At 68.0% G+C, this 20,096-nt stretch carries 30 protein-coding genes; 27 read left to right on the forward strand and 3 right to left on the reverse strand.

Features of this window, described 5'->3' with window-relative positions; translation table 11 throughout:
* Positions 1 to 4: 4 nt before the first annotated feature.
* The 23 genes from rplP to truA all read left to right on the forward strand — a co-directional run bounded on the left by rplP (position 5) and on the right by truA (position 12,861).
* Positions 5 to 424, forward strand: a complete 420-nt coding sequence (gene rplP / locus ABZO31_RS19720; RefSeq protein WP_393645947.1) for a 50S ribosomal protein L16 — start codon at positions 5 to 7, stop codon at positions 422 to 424.
* The gene (gene rpmC / locus ABZO31_RS19725) at positions 424 to 648 is read left to right on the forward strand and encodes a 50S ribosomal protein L29 (protein ID WP_030759371.1); all 225 of its coding nucleotides are present in this window, start codon (positions 424 to 426) and stop codon (positions 646 to 648) included. The genes rplP and rpmC overlap by 1 nt, the downstream gene beginning before the upstream one ends.
* Positions 648 to 932 (forward strand): 30S ribosomal protein S17, encoded by a 285-nt coding sequence (gene rpsQ / locus ABZO31_RS19730; protein ID WP_093656384.1) that lies wholly within the window; start codon positions 648 to 650, stop codon positions 930 to 932. The genes rpmC and rpsQ overlap by 1 nt, the downstream gene beginning before the upstream one ends.
* Before the next feature lie 100 nt (positions 933 to 1,032).
* Positions 1,033 to 1,401, forward strand: a complete 369-nt coding sequence (rplN, locus tag ABZO31_RS19735) for a 50S ribosomal protein L14 (RefSeq protein ID WP_003956455.1) — start codon at positions 1,033 to 1,035, stop codon at positions 1,399 to 1,401.
* A 2-nt stretch (positions 1,402 to 1,403) separates the two neighbouring features.
* On the forward strand, positions 1,404 to 1,715 hold the full coding sequence (gene rplX / locus ABZO31_RS19740) for a 50S ribosomal protein L24 (protein ID WP_406862548.1): 312 nt from the start codon (positions 1,404 to 1,406) through the stop codon (positions 1,713 to 1,715).
* On the forward strand, positions 1,715 to 2,272 hold the full coding sequence (gene rplE / locus ABZO31_RS19745) for a 50S ribosomal protein L5 (protein WP_392817838.1): 558 nt from the start codon (positions 1,715 to 1,717) through the stop codon (positions 2,270 to 2,272). Before rplX ends, rplE begins: the two co-directional genes overlap by 1 nt.
* A gap of 5 nt (positions 2,273 to 2,277) precedes the next feature.
* Positions 2,278 to 2,463 (forward strand): type Z 30S ribosomal protein S14, encoded by a 186-nt coding sequence (locus ABZO31_RS19750; RefSeq protein WP_003956452.1) that lies wholly within the window; start codon positions 2,278 to 2,280, stop codon positions 2,461 to 2,463.
* Positions 2,464 to 2,673: 210 nt separating this feature from the next.
* Positions 2,674 to 3,072 carry a 30S ribosomal protein S8 gene (gene rpsH, locus ABZO31_RS19755; protein WP_406865410.1) on the forward strand — a complete coding sequence of 133 codons (399 nt, stop codon included), beginning with the start codon at positions 2,674 to 2,676 and terminating at the stop codon, positions 3,070 to 3,072.
* Between the two features lie 21 nt (positions 3,073 to 3,093).
* Complete coding sequence (rplF, locus tag ABZO31_RS19760) at positions 3,094 to 3,633, forward strand: 50S ribosomal protein L6 (protein ID WP_406862549.1); 540 nt, start codon at positions 3,094 to 3,096, stop codon at positions 3,631 to 3,633.
* A gap of 3 nt (positions 3,634 to 3,636) precedes the next feature.
* On the forward strand, positions 3,637 to 4,020 hold the full coding sequence (rplR, locus tag ABZO31_RS19765; protein WP_362523678.1) for a 50S ribosomal protein L18: 384 nt from the start codon (positions 3,637 to 3,639) through the stop codon (positions 4,018 to 4,020).
* A 45-nt stretch (positions 4,021 to 4,065) separates the two neighbouring features.
* Positions 4,066 to 4,671 (forward strand): 30S ribosomal protein S5, encoded by a 606-nt coding sequence (rpsE, locus tag ABZO31_RS19770; protein WP_030201551.1) that lies wholly within the window; start codon positions 4,066 to 4,068, stop codon positions 4,669 to 4,671.
* Positions 4,671 to 4,853: a 50S ribosomal protein L30 gene (gene rpmD, locus ABZO31_RS19775; RefSeq protein WP_005313525.1), complete on the forward strand. Its 183-nt coding sequence runs from the start codon at positions 4,671 to 4,673 to the stop codon at positions 4,851 to 4,853. Before rpsE ends, rpmD begins: the two co-directional genes overlap by 1 nt.
* A 1-nt stretch (position 4,854) precedes the next feature.
* Positions 4,855 to 5,310, forward strand: a complete 456-nt coding sequence (gene rplO / locus ABZO31_RS19780) for a 50S ribosomal protein L15 (protein WP_406862550.1) — start codon at positions 4,855 to 4,857, stop codon at positions 5,308 to 5,310.
* Positions 5,311 to 5,657: 347 nt separating this feature from the next.
* On the forward strand, positions 5,658 to 6,977 hold the full coding sequence (secY, locus tag ABZO31_RS19785; RefSeq protein WP_406862551.1) for a preprotein translocase subunit SecY: 1,320 nt from the start codon (positions 5,658 to 5,660) through the stop codon (positions 6,975 to 6,977).
* On the forward strand, positions 6,977 to 7,624 hold the full coding sequence (locus ABZO31_RS19790; RefSeq protein ID WP_406862552.1) for an adenylate kinase: 648 nt from the start codon (positions 6,977 to 6,979) through the stop codon (positions 7,622 to 7,624). Before secY ends, ABZO31_RS19790 begins: the two co-directional genes overlap by 1 nt.
* A 99-nt stretch (positions 7,625 to 7,723) precedes the next feature.
* Positions 7,724 to 8,581 (forward strand): type I methionyl aminopeptidase, encoded by an 858-nt coding sequence (gene map / locus ABZO31_RS19795; RefSeq protein WP_406862553.1) that lies wholly within the window; start codon positions 7,724 to 7,726, stop codon positions 8,579 to 8,581.
* Between the two features lie 164 nt (positions 8,582 to 8,745).
* Entirely contained in the window at positions 8,746 to 8,967 is a 222-nt protein-coding gene (gene infA / locus ABZO31_RS19800) for a translation initiation factor IF-1 (protein WP_003956442.1), read from the forward strand.
* Positions 8,968 to 9,028: 61 nt separating this feature from the next.
* Entirely contained in the window at positions 9,029 to 9,142 is a 114-nt protein-coding gene (rpmJ, locus tag ABZO31_RS19805) for a 50S ribosomal protein L36 (RefSeq protein ID WP_003956441.1), read from the forward strand.
* Between the two features lie 186 nt (positions 9,143 to 9,328).
* A complete protein-coding gene (gene rpsM / locus ABZO31_RS19810) occupies positions 9,329 to 9,709 on the forward strand; it encodes a 30S ribosomal protein S13 (RefSeq protein ID WP_384421354.1) in 381 nt (126 codons plus the stop codon).
* 64 nt (positions 9,710 to 9,773) lie between these two features.
* Complete coding sequence (gene rpsK, locus ABZO31_RS19815) at positions 9,774 to 10,178, forward strand: 30S ribosomal protein S11 (protein WP_017949643.1); 405 nt, start codon at positions 9,774 to 9,776, stop codon at positions 10,176 to 10,178.
* Between the two features lie 149 nt (positions 10,179 to 10,327).
* Positions 10,328 to 11,350: a DNA-directed RNA polymerase subunit alpha gene (locus ABZO31_RS19820; protein WP_003956430.1), complete on the forward strand. Its 1,023-nt coding sequence runs from the start codon at positions 10,328 to 10,330 to the stop codon at positions 11,348 to 11,350.
* Positions 11,351 to 11,430: 80 nt separating this feature from the next.
* A complete protein-coding gene (gene rplQ, locus ABZO31_RS19825; RefSeq protein WP_406862554.1) occupies positions 11,431 to 11,901 on the forward strand; it encodes a 50S ribosomal protein L17 in 471 nt (156 codons plus the stop codon).
* 99 nt (positions 11,902 to 12,000) lie between these two features.
* Complete coding sequence (gene truA / locus ABZO31_RS19830; protein ID WP_406862555.1) at positions 12,001 to 12,861, forward strand: tRNA pseudouridine(38-40) synthase TruA; 861 nt, start codon at positions 12,001 to 12,003, stop codon at positions 12,859 to 12,861.
* On the opposite strand, the gene ABZO31_RS19835 is transcribed toward truA, so the two are convergent.
* The gene (locus ABZO31_RS19835) at positions 12,829 to 13,749 is read right to left on the reverse strand and encodes a hypothetical protein (RefSeq protein WP_406862556.1); all 921 of its coding nucleotides are present in this window, start codon (positions 13,747 to 13,749) and stop codon (positions 12,829 to 12,831) included. The two genes, truA and ABZO31_RS19835, sit on opposite strands and share 33 nt — an antisense overlap.
* A 56-nt stretch (positions 13,750 to 13,805) precedes the next feature.
* Between ABZO31_RS19835 and ABZO31_RS19840 the strand changes: the two genes are divergently transcribed.
* The 4 genes from ABZO31_RS19840 to glmM all read left to right on the forward strand — a co-directional run bounded on the left by ABZO31_RS19840 (position 13,806) and on the right by glmM (position 18,157).
* Positions 13,806 to 15,428, forward strand: coding sequence for an ABC-F family ATP-binding cassette domain-containing protein (locus ABZO31_RS19840; protein ID WP_406862557.1), 1,623 nt, complete (start codon positions 13,806 to 13,808; stop codon positions 15,426 to 15,428).
* Positions 15,429 to 15,647: 219 nt separating this feature from the next.
* Entirely contained in the window at positions 15,648 to 16,091 is a 444-nt protein-coding gene (rplM, locus tag ABZO31_RS19845; RefSeq protein ID WP_406862558.1) for a 50S ribosomal protein L13, read from the forward strand.
* Positions 16,092 to 16,133: 42 nt separating this feature from the next.
* Complete coding sequence (gene rpsI, locus ABZO31_RS19850; RefSeq protein ID WP_406862559.1) at positions 16,134 to 16,646, forward strand: 30S ribosomal protein S9; 513 nt, start codon at positions 16,134 to 16,136, stop codon at positions 16,644 to 16,646.
* 152 nt (positions 16,647 to 16,798) lie between these two features.
* Positions 16,799 to 18,157 carry a phosphoglucosamine mutase gene (gene glmM / locus ABZO31_RS19855; protein WP_406862560.1) on the forward strand — a complete coding sequence of 453 codons (1,359 nt, stop codon included), beginning with the start codon at positions 16,799 to 16,801 and terminating at the stop codon, positions 18,155 to 18,157.
* A gap of 24 nt (positions 18,158 to 18,181) precedes the next feature.
* Here the strand turns inward: glmM and ABZO31_RS19860 are convergent, their stop codons facing one another.
* Both ABZO31_RS19860 and coaA read right to left on the reverse strand, forming a co-directional pair.
* A complete protein-coding gene (locus ABZO31_RS19860) occupies positions 18,182 to 19,129 on the reverse strand; it encodes a TIGR00341 family protein (protein ID WP_406862561.1) in 948 nt (315 codons plus the stop codon).
* An 18-nt stretch (positions 19,130 to 19,147) separates the two neighbouring features.
* A complete protein-coding gene (gene coaA, locus ABZO31_RS19865; RefSeq protein ID WP_406865411.1) occupies positions 19,148 to 20,071 on the reverse strand; it encodes a type I pantothenate kinase in 924 nt (307 codons plus the stop codon).
* Between the last annotated feature and the right edge of the window lie 25 nt (positions 20,072 to 20,096).

The raw sequence follows: 20,096 nt of genomic DNA on the forward strand, positions 1-20,096 counted from the left end.
CGAAATGCTGATCCCCCGTAGGGTCAAGCACCGCAAGCAGCACCACCCGAAGCGCAGCGGTATGTCCAAGGGTGGCACGCAGGTTGCGTTCGGCGAGTACGGCATTCAGGCCCTCACCCCGGCCTACGTGACGAACCGCCAGATCGAGGCCGCTCGTATCGCGATGACCCGCCACATCAAGCGTGGCGGCAAGGTCTGGATCAACATCTACCCGGACCGCCCCCTCACCAAGAAGCCGGCCGAGACCCGCATGGGTTCCGGTAAGGGTTCCCCGGAGTGGTGGATCGCGAACGTCAAGCCCGGTCGGGTGATGTTCGAGCTGTCCTTCCCGAACGAGAAGATCGCACGTGAGGCTCTGACTCGCGCGGCCCACAAGCTGCCGATGAAGTGCCGGATCGTCAAGCGCGAGGCAGGTGAAGCGTGATGTCGGCCGGTACCAAGGCGTCCGAGCTGCGCGAGCTGGGCAACGAGGAGCTTGTTGCGAAGCTCCGCGAGGCCAAGGAAGAGCTGTTCAACCTCCGCTTCCAGGCGGCGACCGGTCAGCTCGAGAACCACGGCCGTCTGAAGGCGGTCCGTAAGGACATCGCCCGGATCTACACCCTGATGCGTGAGCGCGAGCTCGGCATCGAGACGGTGGAGAACGCCTGATGAGCGAGAGCAACGTGACTGAGAACAAGACCGAGCGCGGTTTCCGCAAGACCCGTGAGGGTCTGGTCGTCAGCGACAAGATGGACAAGACCGTCGTCGTCGCTGTCGAGGACCGCGTGAAGCACGCGCTGTACGGCAAGGTCATCCGCCGTACGAACAAGCTCAAGGCGCACGACGAGCAGAACGCTGCGGGCGTCGGCGACCGCGTCCTCCTCATGGAGACCCGGCCGCTGTCCGCGACGAAGCGCTGGCGCGTCGTCGAGATCCTCGAGAAGGCCAAGTAATCCCTCCTAGGGGGACCCCCTAGGAACAGTTCCGCCAGGCTCGGTCGGGGCTTCCTCGTGAAGTCCCGGCCGGGAACCGGCAGACAATCAGGAGATAGACGTGATCCAGCAGGAGTCGCGGCTTCGCGTCGCCGACAACACTGGTGCCAAGGAGATCCTTTGCATCCGTGTTCTCGGTGGTTCGGGCCGCCGCTACGCGGGCATCGGTGACGTCATCGTCGCCACCGTCAAGGACGCGATCCCCGGTGGCAACGTGAAGAAGGGTGACGTCGTCAAGGCGGTCATCGTTCGCACCGTCAAGGAGCGCCGCCGCCAGGACGGCTCGTACATCCGCTTTGACGAGAACGCCGCTGTCATTCTGAAGAACGACGGCGACCCTCGCGGCACCCGCATCTTCGGCCCGGTCGGCCGTGAGCTGCGCGAGAAGAAGTTCATGAAGATCATCTCGCTCGCGCCGGAGGTGCTGTAAGCATGAAGATCAAGAAGGGCGACCTGGTTCAGGTCATCACCGGCAAGGACAAGGGCAAGCAGGGCAAGGTCATCGCGGCCTTCCCCCGCGAGGACCGCGTCCTGGTCGAGGGTGTCAACCGGGTCAAGAAGCACACGAAGGCCGGCCCCTCGCAGGCCGGCGGCATCGTGACCACCGAGGCGCCGATCCACGTCTCCAACGTCCAGCTGGTCGTGGAGAAGGACGGCAAGAAGGTCGTCACGCGTGTCGGCTACCGCTTCGACGACGAGGGCAACAAGATCCGCGTTGCCAAGCGGACGGGTGAGGACATCTGATGGCTACCACCACCACTCCGCGTCTCAAGACGAAGTACCGCGAGGAGATCGCGGGCAAGCTGCGTGACGAGTTCAAGTACGAGAACGTCATGCAGGTTCCCGGCCTCGTCAAGATCGTGGTCAACATGGGTGTCGGCGACGCCGCCCGTGACTCGAAGCTGATCGACGGCGCCATCCGCGACCTGACCACCATCACCGGTCAGAAGCCGGCCGTCACCAAGGCCCGCAAGTCCATCGCGCAGTTCAAGCTGCGTGAGGGCCAGCCGATCGGTGCCCACGTCACGCTCCGTGGCGACCGCATGTGGGAGTTCCTGGACCGCACCCTGTCGCTCGCGCTGCCGCGCATCCGCGACTTCCGCGGCCTGTCCCCCAAGCAGTTCGACGGCCGTGGCAACTACACCTTCGGTCTCACGGAGCAGGTCATGTTCCACGAGATCGACCAGGACAAGATCGACCGCGTCCGGGGTATGGACATCACCGTGGTCACCACGGCGACCAACGACGAAGAGGGCCGTGCCCTTCTGCGTCACCTCGGCTTCCCGTTCAAGGAGGCGTAAGCGAGATGGCGAAGAAGGCTCTCATCGCGAAGGCTGCCCGCAAGCCCAAGTTCGGTGTGCGTGCGTACACCCGCTGCCAGCGCTGCGGCCGCCCCCACTCCGTGTACCGCAAGTTCGGCCTCTGCCGCGTGTGCCTTCGTGAGATGGCTCACCGTGGCGAGCTGCCGGGCGTGACCAAGAGCTCCTGGTAATCCCTGTTTTCAGGGATGACCGGAGTCTCTCGGTAAGCACTGGGCTGGCGGAGGCCCTTCCCCACATGTCGTAGGCTTGTGGGGTTGGGCGTCCGCCGCCCGTACGACTTACTACGCCGTAGGTCCACCGCACCGCACCCGCCCCGTCTCGGATCGGGGAGAGGGATGGTGCACCAGGAAACCCCGGCGAGAGAGGCCGAAGGCCAATTCATGACCATGACTGATCCGATCGCAGACATGCTCACGCGTCTGCGTAACGCGAACTCGGCGTACCACGACTCCGTGACGATGCCGCACAGCAAGATCAAGTCGAACATCGCGGAAATCCTCCAGCAGGAGGGCTTCATCACCGGCTGGAAGGTCGAGGACGCCGAGGTCGGCAAGAACCTCGTCATCGACCTGAAGTTCGGTCCGAACCGTGAGCGCTCCATCGCGGGCATCAAGCGGATCTCGAAGCCGGGCCTCCGGGTTTACGCGAAGTCCACGAACCTGCCGAAGGTTCTCGGCGGTCTCGGCGTGGCGATCATCTCCACGTCGCACGGCCTCCTGACCGGCCAGCAGGCGCAGAAGAAGGGCGTGGGTGGGGAAGTCCTCGCCTACGTCTGGTAGTCGGGAACGGAGGAAAAGCCAATGTCGCGTATCGGCAAGCTCCCCATCACGGTTCCCGCCGGCGTGGACGTCACCATCGAGGGCCGCACGGTCACGGTCAAGGGTTCCAAGGGATCCCTGACCCACACCGTCGCCGCGCCGATCGAGATCGTCAAGGGCGAGGAGGGCGTTCTCAACGTCACCCGTCCGAACGATGAGCGTCAGAACAAGGCCCTGCACGGCCTGTCCCGCACGCTGGTGGCCAACATGATCACCGGCGTGACCACGGGTTACGTGAAGAAGCTCGAGATCAGCGGTGTCGGTTACCGCGTCGCCGCGAAGGGCTCCAACCTGGAGTTCCAGCTCGGTTACAGCCACCCGATCCTGGTGGAGGCGCCCGAGGGCATCTCCTTCAAGGTCGAGTCGCCGACCAGGTTCTCGGTCGAGGGCATCGACAAGCAGAAGGTCGGCGAGGTCGCCGCGAACATCCGCAAGCTGCGGAAGCCCGACCCGTACAAGGCCAAGGGCGTCAAGTACGAGGGCGAAGTCATCCGCCGCAAGGTCGGAAAGGCTGGTAAGTAAGCCATGGCATACGGTGTCAAGATCGCCAAGGGCGACGCTTACAAGCGCGCTGCCAAGGCGCGCCGTCACCTGCGCATCCGCAAGAACGTGTCGGGTACGGCGGAGCGTCCGCGCCTCGTCGTGACGCGTTCCAACCGCGGTATCACCGCTCAGGTCATCGACGACCTCAAGGGTCACACCCTGGCGTCGGCGTCGCACCTGGACGCGTCGGTCCGTGGTGGCGAGGGTGACAAGTCCGCGCAGGCCAAGCAGGTCGGTGCCCTGGTCGCTGAGCGCGCCAAGGCCGCCGGCGTCGAGGCCGTCGTGTTCGACCGTGGTGGCAACAGGTACGCCGGGCGCATTGCCGCTCTGGCTGACGCCGCCCGCGAAGCCGGGCTGAAGTTCTAAGCCCCGGTTCCGGGACTAACGGACGTAACAGAGAGAGGTAATCCAATGGCTGGACCCCAGCGCCGCGGCAGCGGTGCCGGTGGCGGCGAGCGGCGGGACCGGAAGGGTCGCGACGGTGGCGCCGCTGCCGCCGAGAAGACCGCGTACGTTGAGCGCGTAGTCGCGATCAACCGCGTCGCCAAGGTTGTCAAGGGTGGTCGTCGCTTCAGCTTCACCGCGCTGGTCGTGGTGGGCGACGGTGACGGCACCGTGGGTGTCGGTTACGGCAAGGCCAAGGAGGTGCCGGCCGCCATCGCCAAGGGTGTTGAGGAGGCCAAGAAGCACTTCTTCAAGGTCCCCCGTATCCAGGGCACCATCCCGCACCCGATCCAGGGCGAGAAGGCCGCGGGCGTCGTCCTGCTCAAGCCGGCTTCCCCCGGTACCGGTGTTATCGCCGGTGGCCCGGTGCGCGCCGTGCTCGAGTGCGCCGGCGTTCACGACATCCTGTCGAAGTCGCTCGGCTCCGACAACGCGATCAACATCGTGCACGCGACCGTGGAGGCCCTGAAGGGCCTGCAGCGTCCCGAGGAGATCGCGGCTCGCCGTGGTCTGCCGCTCGAGGACGTCGCCCCCGCGGCTCTGCTTCGTGCGCGTGCGGGAGCGGGTGCGTAATGGCCCGCCTCAAGATCACGCAGACGAAGTCGTACATCGGCAGCAAGCAGAACCACCGCGACACCCTGCGTTCGCTCGGGCTCAAGCGCCTGAACGACGTGGTCGTCAAGGAGGACCGCCCCGAGTTCCGCGGAATGGTGCACACCGTCCGCCACCTCGTGACGGTCGAGGAGGTCGACTGACATGGCGGAGCAGAACCCGCTGAAGGTCCACAACCTCCGTCCCGCCCCGGGCGCCAAGACCGCCAAGACCCGTGTCGGTCGTGGTGAGGCGTCGAAGGGTAAGACGGCCGGTCGTGGTACCAAGGGCACCAAGGCCCGTTACCAGGTTCCGGAGCGCTTCGAGGGTGGGCAGATGCCCCTCCACATGCGCCTCCCGAAGCTCAAGGGCTTCAAGAACCCGTTCCGCACCGAGTACCAGGTCGTGAACCTGGACAAGCTCGGCGCTCTCTACCCCGAGGGTGGAGAGGTCACGGTGGCCGACCTGGTCGCCAAGGGCGCGGTGCGCAAGAACAGCCTCGTCAAGGTCCTGGGCCAGGGCGAGATCTCCGTGGCGCTGCAGGTGACGGTCGACGCCGTCTCCGGCTCCGCCAAGGAGAAGATCACCGCTGCCGGCGGTACGGTCACCGAGCTCGTCTGAGCTCCGGTGCGCCGGCACTGAAGCCCGGCCGGTTCCCCCTCGGGGGAGCCGGCCGGGCTTTTTCACGTCTGTCCCGGGGGTCACTCGTCCGAGTGTTCCTCGGTCCGGCCGTACGGCTGCGGACCCGACGAAACGCGCATACCCCCAGCGGACGCGTTTGCCCTTGGCTGAACCGCCGTTGACGTGCCCGGGAGACGTTTCCCGCTGGCTGTGGGGGCGGGTATGGTAGCGGCTGTTAGGTTGCCCGGCAGTCTGCGCTCACCCGCGTACGGCTGCCGTGTTCAGTACCCCGCTCACTTACAAACCGTCACCTCACGCGCTCTCACGCGGGGGTCGCAGGAGGCACCGTGCTCACCGCGTTCGCCCGGGCGTTCAAGACGCCCGACCTGCGCAAGAAGCTGCTCTTCACGCTCGGCATCATCGTGCTGTACCGACTCGGAGCACACATCCCCGTGCCCGGCGTCGACTACACCTCGGTCCAGCAGTGCGTGGACGAGGCGAGCCAGGGCAACAACAGCCTGTTCGGCCTGGTGAACATGTTCAGCGGCGGCGCGCTGCTGCAGATCACCATCTTCGCGCTCGGCATCATGCCGTACATCACGGCGAGCATCATCCTGCAGCTGCTGACCGTCGTCATCCCGCGCCTCGAGGCCCTCAAAAAGGAGGGTCAGTCCGGCACGGCGAAGATCACGCAGTACACGCGTTACCTGACGGTCGCGCTGGCGATCCTCCAGGGCACCGGCCTGGTCGCGACGGCCCGCACCGGCGCCCTCTTCAGTGGCTGCACGGTCGCCGGGCAGGTCGTCCCGGACCAGTCGATCTTCGTCACTGTGACAATGGTCATCACCATGACCGCGGGCACCGCCCTCGTCATGTGGCTGGGCGAGCTCATCACCGACCGCGGCATCGGCAACGGCATGTCGATCCTGATGTTCATCTCGATCGCCGCCGGCTTCCCCGCCGCGCTGTGGAAGATCAAGGTCGAGGGCGACCTGGCCGACGGCTGGATCGAATTCGGCACCGTGATCCTCGTCGGATTCGCGATGGTCGCGCTCGTGGTCTTCGTCGAGCAGGCCCAGCGCCGCATTCCGGTGCAGTACGCGAAGCGGATGATCGGCCGCAGGTCCTACGGCGGAACGTCCACTTACATCCCTCTCAAGGTGAACCAGGCAGGTGTGATTCCTGTCATCTTCGCCTCGTCGCTGCTCTACATCCCGGCCTTGATCGCTCAGTTCTCGAGCTCGACGGCAGGCTGGAAAACCTGGATCGAAGCGCACTTCGTCAAGGGTGACCACCCCTACTACATCGCGACGTACTTCGTTCTGATCGTGTTCTTCGCGTTCTTCTATGTGGCGATCTCGTTCAACCCCGAGGAAGTCGCCGACAACATGAAGAAGTATGGTGGCTTCATCCCGGGTATCCGGGCTGGTCGACCTACTGCTGAGTATCTGAGCTACGTGCTCAACCGGATCACTTGGCCGGGCTCGCTGTATCTGGGTCTGATCGCTCTTGTGCCGACGATGGCGTTGGCAGGCTTCGGTGGCGCCAATGCCAACTTCCCGTTCGGCGGGACGAGCATCCTCATCATCGTGGGTGTCGGGCTGGAGACCGTGAAGCAGATCGAGAGCCAGCTCCAGCAGCGCAATTACGAAGGGTTCCTCCGCTGATGCGAATCGTCCTCGTCGGACCGCCCGGGGCCGGCAAGGGAACGCAGGCCGCGTTCCTTGCCAAGAACCTGGACATCCCGCACATCTCCACCGGCGATCTGTTCCGCGCCAACATCTCGCAGGGCACGGAGCTGGGTCTCAAGGCCAAGGCGTACATGGACGCCGGCGACCTGGTGCCCGACGAGGTCACCATCGGGATGGCCAAGGACCGCATGGCTCAGCCGGACGCCGTCAACGGCTTCCTGCTCGACGGCTTCCCGCGCAACGTGGCCCAGGCCGAGGCGCTGGACGTCGTGCTGAAGGCCGAGGACATGCAGCTGGACGCGGTCCTGGACCTGGAGGTCCCCGAGGACGAGGTCGTGAAGCGGATCGCGGGTCGCCGCATCTGCCGCAACGACTCTTCGCACGTGTTCCACGTGCAGTACAACGCGCCGAAGACCGAGGGCGTCTGCGACGCCTGCGGCGGCGAGCTCTACCAGCGCCCGGACGACTCCGAGGAGACCGTCCGCAAGCGGCTGGAGGTCTACCACACCCAGACCGAGCCGATCATCGACTACTACCGGGCGCAGAACCTGGTCGTGACGATCTCGGCGCTCGGCAAGGTGGACGAGGTCACGGCGAAGGCCATGGCCGCGCTCAAGAAGTAACCCCGTCTCGTTCGATACGGCCGTGGCACCCTTCGGGGACGCCACGGCCGTATCGTTGTTCTGTCCCGTGTACACGTAGAAGGAAAGGCCCCGGCCACGATGGTGCAGATCAAGACCCCCGAGCAGATCGCGAAGATGCGTGAGGCGGGGCTGGTCGTCGCGGCCATCCACGCGGCGACCCGTGAGGCGGCCGTGCCGGGGGCGACGACGAAGGACCTGGACGAGGTCGCCCGCAAGGTGATCGCGGACCACGGCGCGAAGTCGAACTTCCTCGGGTACGGCGGCTTCCCCGCGACCATCTGCACCTCGGTGAACGAGGTCGTGGTCCACGGCATCCCGGACGAGAAGACCGTCCTCAAGGACGGCGACATCATCTCCATCGACTGCGGCGCGATCGTCGACGGCTGGCACGGCGACGCCGCGTACACCGCGTTCGTCGGCACCGGTCACGCGCCGGAGCTGGTCGAGCTCTCCCGGGTGACCGAGGAGTCGATGTGGGCCGGCATCGCGGCGATGAAGCTCGGCAACCGGCTGGTCGACATCTCGAGGGCGATCGAGACGTACATCAAGCGTCAGCCGCGGCCGGCCGTCGGCGACCACAGCCTCGGCCGGTACGGGATCATCGAGGACTACGGCGGCCACGGCATCGGCACCGAGATGCACATGGACCCGCACCTGCTGAACTACGTCTCCCGCAAGCGCGGCAAGGGCCCGAAGCTGGTCCCCGGCTTCTGCCTGGCGATCGAGCCGATGGTCTCCCTCGGCACCCCGCGCACCGAGGTCCTCGCCGACGACTGGACGGTCATCACCACGGACGGCACCTGGTCCTCCCACTGGGAGCACTCGGTCGCCCTCACGGAGGAGGGCCCCCTGGTCCTCACCGCCGTCGACGGCGGCAAGGCGAAGCTGGCGGAACTGGGCGTCACGGCCGCCCCGGACCCTTCCCCCAGGGCCTGAGGGCCGGGAGACCCGAACGCGTAACGATCTCCGGCGTTGGGCAGACTGAACGGATTCGTCTTTTCCAGGGGCCTGACGTAGACTGATGCGTCGGCTCTCGTGTACCCGTGTGTCCGCATACGAAGGCGAGAGTCGATCAAGGTAGCCGATTCGAAGGGCGAAGCGTGGCCAAGAAGCAAGGTGCCATCGAAATCGAGGGCACCGTGATCGAGTCCCTGCCGAACGCCATGTTCAAGGTGGAGCTCCAGAACGGTCACAAGGTCCTCGCGCACATCTCCGGCAAGATGCGGATGCACTACATCCGAATCCTCCCGGACGACCGGGTCGTCGTGGAGCTGTCTCCGTACGACCTGACGCGTGGCCGGATCGTCTACCGCTACAAGTAGATCTTGCTCGCACCCCGCCTCCGCGCGGGGGGTGGCACTGACCCGGAGAACCTCACATCCCATGAAGGTCAAGCCGAGCGTCAAGAAGATCTGCGACAAGTGCAAGGTGATCCGCCGCCACGGCCGGGTCATGGTCATCTGCGACAACCTGCGCCACAAGCAGCGCCAGGGCTGACGCACGCCGACCGACCTGCATCTCGCAGTTCTTCGCGCGACGCATAGCAATTCGTACATACGCAGAACCCGCCCAGCCCGACAGGGTCGGCGACACCTCCGGCGGGGGCCGGGGACCCGATTCGTACCTCGTACGGCGGTCGGGACCGGTTCTGCGGCAGACCCCCGAGAACACAGGAGCCATTGAATGGCACGCGTTTCCGGTGTTGACATCCCGCGTGACAAGCGTGTGGTGGTCGCACTCACCTACGTCTTCGGTATCGGGCGCACCCGGTCCGAGGAGATCCTCGCCTCCACCGGCGTGAACCCGTCCACCCGTGTCCGCGACCTTGCCGAGGAAGACCTCGTCAAGATCCGCGAGTACGTGGACGCCAACCTCCAGACCGAGGGTGACCTCCGCCGTGAGATCGCCGCCGACATCCGCCGCAAGGTCGAGATCGGCTGCTACCAGGGTCTGCGTCACCGCCGTGGCCTGCCCGTCCGCGGTCAGCGCACCAGCACGAACGCTCGTACCCGCAAGGGCCCGCGTCGCGCCATCGCCGGTAAGAAGAAGCCGGGCAAGAAGTAGTCCACAGCGGACGACTGTCCACGGTCTTCGCTGTAGGACCGACCACCTCCCGTAGGAGTAAGAGATGCCCCCCAAGGGACGTCAGGGCGCCGTCAAGAAGGTGCGCCGCAAGGAAAAGAAGAACGTCGCTCACGGCCACGCGCACATCAAGAGCACGTTCAACAACACGATCGTCTCGATCACGGACCCGTCCGGCAACGTGATCTCCTGGGCCTCCGCCGGCCACGTCGGCTTCAAGGGCTCGCGCAAGTCCACCCCGTTCGCCGCGCAGATGGCCGCCGAGTCGGCCGCGCGTCGCGCGCAGGAGCACGGCATGCGCAAGGTCGACGTCTTCGTCAAGGGTCCCGGCTCCGGCCGTGAGACCGCGATCCGCTCCCTCCAGGCCACCGGCCTCGAGGTGGGTTCGATCCAGGACGTCACCCCCACCCCGCACAACGGCTGCCGCCCGCCGAAGCGCCGCCGCGTCTGACGCAGCGACGCCTGTGCGTCTTTGAGTGTTCGGGCGGTACGGTCCCTTTTGGGCCGTGCCGCCCGTACCCTTGCAGTACCTGTATCGGGCTGCCGCCCGGTGAGTCGGACGTCAAATAGTGGGCGTCCACAAACGAAGGAATCACAGACATGCTGATCGCTCAGCGTCCCTCGCTGACCGAAGAGGTTGTCGACGAGTACCGCTCGCGGTTCGTCATCGAGCCGCTGGAGCCGGGCTTCGGCTACACCCTCGGCAACAGCCTCCGCCGTACCCTCCTCTCCTCGATCCCGGGCGCCGCTGTCACGTCCATCCGGATCGACGGCGTGCTGCACGAGTTCACCACCGTGCCGGGCGTCAAGGAGGACGTCACCGACCTCATCCTGAACATCAAGCAGCTGGTCGTCTCCTCGGAGCACGACGAGCCGGTCGTGATGTACCTGCGCAAGCAGGGCCCGGGTCTGGTCACCGCCGCCGACATCGCGCCCCCGGCCGGTGTCGAGGTGCACAACCCCGACCTCGTCCTCGCCACGCTCAACGGCAAGGGCAAGCTGGAGATGGAGCTGACCGTCGAGCGCGGTCGCGGCTACGTCTCCGCCGTGCAGAACAAGCAGGTCGGCCAGGAGATCGGCCGCATCCCGGTCGACTCGATCTACTCGCCGGTGCTCAAGGTCACCTACAAGGTCGAGGCGACCCGTGTCGAGCAGCGCACCGACTTCGACAAGCTGATCGTCGACGTCGAGACCAAGCAGGCCATGCGCCCGCGCGACGCCATGGCGTCCGCCGGCAAGACCCTGGTCGAGCTGTTCGGTCTGGCGCGCGAGCTCAACATCGACGCCGAGGGCATCGACATGGGCCCGTCCCCCACGGACGCCGCCCTGGCCGCCGACCTCGCGCTGCCGATCGAGGAGCTCGAGCTCACCGTTCGTTCGTACAACTGCCTCAAGCGCGAGGGCATCCACTCCGTGGGTGAGCTCGTCGCCCGCTCGGAGGCGGACCTGCTCGACATCCGCAACTTCGGTGCGAAGTCGATCGACGAGGTCAAGGCGAAGCTGGCCGGCATGGGCCTGGCCCTGAAGGACAGCCCGCCCGGGTTCGACCCGACCGCCGCCGCCGACGCGTTCGGTGCGGACGACGACGCCGACGCCGGCTTCGTCGAGACCGAGCAGTACTGATAGCTGCCCGCAGGCATCCGCCTGCGGGGCCCTGACCCCGGTACCTGATACGGCCGGGGCAGATCTCAAGGAGAAACACCATGCCGCGTCCCGCCAAGGGTGCCCGTCTGGGCGGCTCCGCCGCGCACGAGAAGCTGCTCCTCGCCAACCTGGCGAAGTCGCTCTTCGAGCACGGCCGCATCACCACGACCGAGGCCAAGGCCCGCCGCCTGCGTCCGGTCGCCGAGCGCCTGATCACCAAGGCGAAGAAGGGCGACATCCACAACCGTCGCCTGGTGCTGCAGTCGATCACGGACAAGGGCGTCGTCCACACGCTCTTCACCGAGATCGCCCCGCGCTACTCCGAGCGCCCGGGTGGCTACACCCGCATCACCAAGATCGGCAACCGTCGTGGCGACAACGCCCCGATGGCTGTGATCGAGCTGGTCGAGGGCGAGATCGCCAAGAAGGCGACCGTCGCCGAGGCCGAGGCCGCTGCCAAGCGCGCCGTCAAGGAGGCCGACGAGGCCGCCAAGGCCGAGGAGACCACCGAGGACGCCAAGGACGCCTGAGCGTTCTGAACGATCTCGTGGGCGGGCCCGCACCCCTCGGGGAGCGGGCCCGTTCCGCATGTACCGGCTCTGTGCACAGGCTTTGAGAGGAAACACCGCGTGAGCGACGACGTGCAGCCCGGGTTCGTCCGCGTACGGCTCGACCTTTCGTACGACGGCAGGGACTTCTCCGGCTGGGCCAAGCAGGCCCGCGGGCAGCGGACCGTCCAGGGCGAGATCGAGGACGCCCTGCGGACCGTCACCCGGTCGAAGGAGACGTACGAGCTGACCGTCGCCGGCCGCACGGACGCCGGCGTGCACGCGCGCGGCCAGGTCGCCCACGTCGACCTGCCCGTCGAGCTGTGGCAGGAGCACCGCGAGAAGCTGCTGCGGCGGCTCGCCGGCCGCCTCTCGCACGACGTACGGATCTGGAGGGTCGCCGAGGCCCCCAGCGGCTTCAACGCGCGTTTCTCGGCCATCTGGCGCCGCTACGCCTACCGCGTCACCGACAACCCCGGCGGCGTCGACCCGCTGCTGCGCGGGCACGTCCTGTGGCACGACTGGCCGCTGGACATGGACGCCATGAACGAGGCCGCCGCCGCGCTGATCGGCGAGCACGACTTCGCCGCGTACTGCAAGAAGCGCGAGGGCGCGACCACCATCCGCACCCTGCAGGAGCTGCGCTGGGAGCGCCGCCCCGGCGGGATCCTGGAGGCCACGGTCAAGGCCGACGCCTTCTGCCACAACATGGTCCGCTCGCTCGTCGGCGCGCTGCTCTTCGTCGGCGACGGCCACCGGCCGGCGGACTGGCCGGGCAAGGTCCTCGCGGCCGGCGTGCGGGACTCCGCGGTGCATGTCGTCCGCCCGCACGGGCTCACCCTCGAAGAGGTCGGCTACCCGGCGGACGAGCTCCTGGCCGCCCGGAACCGGGAGGCCAGGAACAAGCGGTCACTGCCCGGCGGGGGCGGTGGCTGCTGCTGAGGCCTGCATGCGGCCGCGGGCGTAGATCTGGTTGAAGACGAAGTTGCCCAGGTCGTCGCTGGCCTTGAAGATCGGGGTGTCCTTCGTGGTGACCTTCTTGCCGTCGGCGAAGCCGGCCTGGGTGAAGTAGGCGTAGCGGCCGACCGCGTTCGCGCGGCGCAGGCAGACGGTGGCGCGGCAGAACTCCTTGACGCCGCCGCCCGCGAGCGGGGCGATACCGCCCTTGGCCTGGGCCTTGGCCTTCAGGGCCTCCGCCTCGGTGGAGAAGATCGCGACGCCGACGGTGATCGCGACGCCGTCCTTGGTGTACGTCGCCCGGATCACGCGGTCGCAGCCGTTCCGCTTCAGCACCTCGCCCAGTCCGCCCTGGCCGACGGAGGCGCAGTTCGTGGTGGAGGACGTGGGGCCCTTCGCGTACGCCCGGCCGCTCATCGTGAGCTTCTTGCCGGGGAACAGGGACTCCGGGCTGATCGGCGCCTTGTCCTTGGACTCGTTGGAGATGAAGTCCTTCGGGTTCGGCGGGGGCGGCGGCGCGATCGAGGAGAACGACGGCTGCGGCTCGGGATCGTCCGTGGGGGAGAGCGATGGCACCGGGCCGCCGTTCTTTCCGGTGGTCTCCGGCTCACCGCCGCCGGTCACGATGGCCGTGGCGACGATGGCGCCGACCACCAGGGTGGCCAGTGCGCCGCCGCCGATCATCAGCCAGCGCTTGCGGCGGGCCCGGGCGGCCGAGGCGTCGGCGAGGGCGCCCCAGTCGGGTGTCTGTCCGCCGGAGCCGCCCCCGAACGGCTGCTGCGCGCCGAATTGCGGCTGTCCGCCGTACGGCTGCTGACCCTGCTGCTGGCCGTGCTGCGGCTGCTGCGGCCACTGCGGTCCCCCAAAGCTCATGCCGCGCATCCTAAACCGGTTGGGCCACGGCCGGTCCGCCGGTGACAATGCCCCTCATGGGACATGTCGAGGCCGCGCATCTGGAGTACTACCTGCCCGACGGGAGGGTGCTGCTCGGCGACGCCTCCTTCCGGGTCGGGGAGGGCGCGGTCGTCGCGCTGGTCGGGGCGAACGGCGCCGGCAAGACCACGCTGCTGCGGCTGATCTCCGGGGAGCTCCAGCCGCACGGCGGCTCGGTCACCGTCAGCGGCGGGCTCGGTGTGATGCCGCAGTTCGTCGGCTCGGTGCGGGACGAGTCCACCGTGCGCGACCTGCTGGTCTCCGTCGCGCCGCCGCGGATCCGCGAGGCCGCGCGGGCCGTCGACGCTGCCGAGCACCTGATCATGACCGTCGACGACGAGGCCGCGCAGATGACGTACGCGCAGGCGCTAAGCGACTGGGCGGAGGTGCAGGGGTACGAGGCCGAGACCGTCTGGGACATGTGCACGATGGCCGCGCTGGGCGTGCCGTACGACAAGGCCCAGTTCCGGCAGGTCCGCACGCTCAGCGGCGGCGAGCAGAAGCGGCTGGTCCTGGAGTCGCTGCTGCGCGGTCAGGACGAGGTGCTGCTGCTCGACGAGCCGGACAACTACCTGGACGTGCCGGGCAAGCGGTGGCTGGAGGAGCGGCTGAAGGAGACCCGTAAGACGGTCCTCTTCATCTCCCACGACCGTGAGCTGCTCGCCACCGCCGCGCAGAAGATCATCGCGGTGGAGCCCGGCCCGGCCGGCTCCGACGTGTGGGTGCACGGCGGCGGCTTCGCCACCTTCCACGAGGCGCGGCGGGAGCGGTTCGCCCGCTTCGAGGAGCTGAAGCGGCGCTGGGAGGAGAAGCACGCCCAGCTGAAGAAGCTGGTGGTCAACCTGCGGCAGGCGGCCGCGGTCAGCCATGAGATGGCGTCGCGGTACGCGGCCGCGCAGACCCGGCTGCGGAAGTTCGAGGAGGCCGGCCCGCCGCCGGAGCCGCCGCGGGAGCAGGACATCCGGATGCGGCTGCGCGGCGGCCGGACCGGCGTGCGGGCCGTCACGGCCGAGAACCTGGAGCTCACCGGCCTGATGAAGCCGTTCTCGCTGGAGATCTTCTACGGCGAGCGGGTCGCGGTCCTCGGCTCGAACGGCTCAGGCAAGTCCCACTTCCTGCGGCTGCTCGCGGGCGACGAGAGCGTCGCCCACACGGGTACGTGGAAGCTGGGCGCCCGCGTCGTCCCCGGCCACTTCGCGCAGACCCACGCCCACCCGGAGCTCTTCGGCCGGTCGCTGGTCGACACCCTGTGGACGGAGCACGCCAAGGACCGCGGCGGCGCGATGTCGGTCCTGCGCCGCTACGAGCTGGAGCAGCAGGGCGACCAGCCCTTCGACAAGCTCTCCGGCGGCCAGCAGGCCCGCTTCCAGATCCTGCTGCTCGAGCTGGCCGGTACGACGGCGCTGCTGCTGGACGAGCCGACGGACAACCTGGACCTGGAGTCGGCGGAGGCGTTGCAGGACGGGCTGGAGGCGTACGAGGGGACGGTTCTGGCGGTGACGCACGACCGCTGGTTCGCGAAGAGCTTCGACCGGTTCCTGGTCTTCGGCTCGGACGGGGTCGTCCGGGAGACGACCGAGCCGGTGTGGGACGAGCGGCGGGTGGAGCGGGCTCGGTAGGGGCGGCGCGTTTTGACCCGTCCGGGGTGGCGCGGGTACTGTTGCCGTTTGTTATGCGTATTGGCTTCGTCGTTCTCACGCGAAGGGCCCTTACGCAAGTTCCCTGGAGCAGTTACCAGTGGCTCGCATACGGGCGGTGACCCGGCAGTGCAGGCCCCAGCTGCATGATCGCTTCAGGTGTGTCTGGACTCCATCCACTGAAGAAGCGAAGGCTACGAAGTGCGTACGTACAGCCCCAAGCCCGGCGATGTCACTCGCCAGTGGCACATCATCGACGCGCAGGACATCGTCCTGGGCCGCCTGGCGACGACGGCTGCGAACCTCCTGCGAGGCAAGCACAAGCCCGTCTACGCGCCCCACATGGACATGGGCGACTTCGTCGTCATCATCAACGCCGACAAGGTGCACCTGTCCGGCAACAAGCGGACCCAGAAGCTGGCGTACCGCCACTCCGGCTTCCCGGGTGGTCTGCGCTCCGTCCGTTACGACGAGCTGCTGTCGAAGAACCCCGAGAAGGCCGTCGAGAAGGCCGTCAAGGGCATGCTCCCGAAGAACACCCTGGGCCGTCAGATGCTCTCGAAGCTGAAGGTCTACGCGGGCGAGAACCACCCGCACGCTGCCCAGCAGCCGGTCCCGTTCGAGATCACCCAGGTCGCGCAGTAGTTCCGGCCACCCCCTAAGAACGAAAGAAATCTGAGGAGCATCGTGGCCGAGACCACCCCTGAGACCCCTGTCGACGAGTTCGAGGGCGTCGAGGAGTACACCACCGAGACCGAGGTTGTCGAGGGTGACTACACCTCCGAGTCCCTCGCGTCGCGCTTCGGCGACCCGCAGCCGGCCGCCGGCCTGGGCCGTCGCAAGAACGCCATCGCCCGCGTCCGGATCGTCCCGGGCACCGGCAAGTGGAAGATCAACGGGCGTACGCTCGAGGACTACTTCCCGAACAAGGTCCACCAGCAGGAAGTCAACGAGCCCTTCAAGGTGCTCGAGCTCGACAACCGCTACGACGTCATCGCCCGCATCTCGGGTGGCGGCGTCTCCGGCCAGGCCGGCGCCCTGCGCCTCGGCGTGGCCCGCGCCCTCAACGAGGCCGACGTGGACAACAACCGCGGCCCGCTGAAGAAGGCCGGCTTCCTCTCCCGCGACGACCGTGCGGTCGAGCGGAAGAAGGCCGGTCTCAAGAAGGCCCGCAAGGCCCCGCAGTACAGCAAGCGCTAATATCGCCTGCTCGGACTGCTTGTACGTACGCCCCGGCGGCACTCCCGTGCTGCCGGGGCGTACGTCTTTTCTTCACTTTGGGCGGATTCGGCCGTACAACGGACACGGACGCTCAGGGGATTGCACTGACGGAGCATTTTCGGAGGACAGCTGTGGGACGACTCTTCGGCACGGACGGCGTGCGCGGTGTGGCCAACGCGGATCTGACGGCGGAGCTGGCGCTCGGCCTGTCGGTCGCGGCGGCACATGTGCTCGCCGAAGCGGGCACCTTCGAGGGCCATCGGCCGACGGCCGTGGTCGGCCGTGACCCGCGCGCGTCGGGAGAGTTCCTGGAGGCCGCCGTCGTGGCCGGTCTCGCGAGCGCGGGCGTCGACGTGCTGCGCGTCGGCGTGCTGCCCACGCCCGCCGTGGCGTATCTCACCGGAGCGCTCGGCGCCGACCTCGGCGTCATGCTGTCCGCCAGCCACAACGCCATGCCCGACAACGGCATCAAGTTCTTCGCCCGCGGCGGCCACAAGCTCGCCGACGAGCTGGAGGACCGGATCGAGACTGTCTACGAGGAGCACCGCACCGGCGCCCCGTGGGACCGTCCGACCGGCGCCGGCGTCGGCCGGGTCCGCGACTACGACGAGGGCTTCGACAAGTACGTCGCCCACCTCATCGCCGTCCTCCCGAACCGCCTCGACGGGCTGAAGATCGTCCTGGACGAGGCGCACGGCGCCGCCGCCCGCGTCTCGCCCGAGGCCTTCGCCCGGGCCGGCGCCCAGATCGTCACCATCGGCGCGGAGCCCGACGGCCTCAACATCAACGACGGCTGCGGCTCCACCCACCTCGGTCTGCTCAAGGCCGCCGTCGTCGAGCACGGCGCGCACCTCGGCATCGCCCACGACGGCGACGCCGACCGCTGCCTCGCCGTGGACGCCGAGGGCAACGAGGTCGACGGCGACCAGATCCTCGCGGTGCTCGCGCTCGCGATGCGCGAGGCGGGCACCCTGCGCGGCGACACCGTCGTCGCGACCGTCATGTCCAACCTGGGCTTCAAGCTGGCGATGGAGCGCGAGGGCCTGTCCCTCGTCCAGACCGCCGTCGGAGACCGGTACGTCCTGGAGTCGATGAAGGAGCACGGCTACGCCCTCGGTGGCGAGCAGTCCGGCCACGTCATCGTCCTCGACCACGCCACCACCGGCGACGGCACCCTGACCGGTCTGATGCTGGCGGCCCGGATCGCCGCCACCGGCCGATCGCTGGCCGAGCTGGCCGGCGTGATGGAGCGGCTGCCGCAGGTCCTCGTCAACGTGCCGGACGTCGACAAGTCCCGCGTGAAGACCTCCGCCGAGCTGGCGAGCGCGGTCGCCGACGCCGAGCGCGAGCTGGGCACCACCGGCCGCGTCCTGCTGCGCCCGTCCGGTACCGAGCCGCTGGTCCGGGTCATGGTCGAGGCCGCGGACATCGAGCAGGCCCGCTCGGTGGCCGGCCGGCTGGCGGACGTGGTGAAGTCCGCGCTCGGCTAGTCCGGGTCCTTCGGTCCCCGTCCGTCAGCGCTTCGTGGGGCGCACCCAGTGTCCGCGCTGGGTGCGCCACAGGAGCTTCTGCGCGTACAGGGTGAGCACACCCGCGAGCATGATGCCGAACAGATTGAGCATCAACTGCTCGACGGAGCCCCACATCTGACTGAACTGCCCGTAGCTGAGCGCCACGGCGGCGTTCGCGCCCGCGGGCACCGTCGTCACCGAGATCGCCACGCCCACCAGCGCCCCCGACTTCGACGAGGTCAGCGACAGGACGCCGGCGATGCCGGCCAGTACCGCGACCACGAACGAGAACGGGTCGGGCTGCCAGATGAAGCTGGTGTTGGGCCGGTCGGCGTCCAACTGCTCCACGCTGAACAGGTCGAGGGCGTCCATGCCGAGGCTGAACACGGTCGTCGCGACGATCGCCGCGGCGAAGCCGATGAGGAGCGCGGACAGCGAGCGCACCGCCAGCTTGGCGTGACGCTGCACGACGGCGGTGCAGACGCCCGCGAGCGGACCGAACTCCGGTCCGACGGCCATCGCGCCCACGATCAGCACCGCGTTGTCGAGCACCACACCGCAGGCCGCGATCATCGTCGCCAGGATCATGAACGCGGCGTAGGTGATGGTGAGGGTGGACTCCTCGTGGGTCGCCTCGGTGAGCTGCTCCCAGATGACCGCGTCCGCTGCCTCGCCCGGCGCCTCCTCCTCGGCCGCGTCGGCGCGCTTCGACAGCGAGAAGTCGATGTTCTCGACGGCGATGGAGCCGTCCTCGTCGATCCTCAGTTCCCGTATCCCGTGCAGGAGTTCGTCACCCGCCTCGCGGGCCACGTCGCACAGCACCAGATCCCCGGCGGGGTCGCGGGCGGCGCCCGGCAGCACGACGAGGTGGGTGGTGCCCACGGTCCGCTCGATGAGCCGGACCGCCGCCTCGGTCCGGTCGGGCGGGACGATCAGCCTGAGATGCAGCATCCTCAGAGCTTACGGAGGCTAGAGCTTGCGGAGGCTCAACCGCTGCACCTTGTGATCAGGTCCCTTGCGCAGGACGAGAGTCGCGCGGCCGCGGGTGGGGGCCACGTTCTCCAGCAGGTTCACCTTGTTGACGGTCCGCCACATCGTGCGCGCGTAGTCCAGGGCCTCCTCCTCGGAGACCTGCGTCCAGCGGCGGAAGTACGAGGACGGGTCCTGGAACGCGGTCTGGCGCAGCTTGCGGAACCGGTTGAGGTACCACCCCTCGATGTCCTCGGCGCGGGCGTCCACGTACACCGAGAAGTCGAAGTAGTCCGCGAGGCCGACGCGGGTGCGGCCGTCCTTGCCGGGCAGGGCGGGCTGGAGCACGTTCAGGCCCTCGACGATGAGGATGTCGGGCCTGCGTACGACGAGCTGCTCGCCGGGCACCCGGTCGTAGATGAGGTGCGAGTAGACGGGCGCGGTGACCTCGTCCTTGCCGGCCTTGATGTCGGCGACGAACCGGGTGAGCGCCCGCCGGTCGTACGACTCGGGGAAGCCCTTGCGGGACATCAGGCCGCGCGCCTTCAGCTCCTCCATCGGGTACAGGAAGCCGTCGGTGGTGATCCGCTCGACGCGCGGGTGCTCGGGCCAGCGGGCGAGCAGGGCCTCGAGGAGACGGGCCACGGTGGACTTGCCGACGGCCACGGAACCGGCGACCCCTATGACGAAGGGCGTACCGCGCTGTTCGGCCCGCTCGCCGAGGAAGGTGTTCAGCGCGCCGCGCAGTCCGCTGGTGGCCTGGACGTACAGGTTGAGCAGCCGGGACAGCGGCAGGTAGATGTCGCGGACCTCGTCCAGGTCGATGACGTCGCCGAGACCCTGCAGCCGCTCGACCTCGTCGGCGGTCAGCGGCAGTGGGGTCTTGTCCCGCAGCGCGCTCCATTCGGTCCGGGTCAGGTCCACGTACGGGGTGGCCTCGGAGCGCGGC

Source organism: Streptomyces solicamelliae (genome assembly GCF_045348655.1).
Classification (GTDB): Bacteria; Actinomycetota; Actinomycetes; order Streptomycetales; family Streptomycetaceae; genus Streptomyces; species Streptomyces solicamelliae.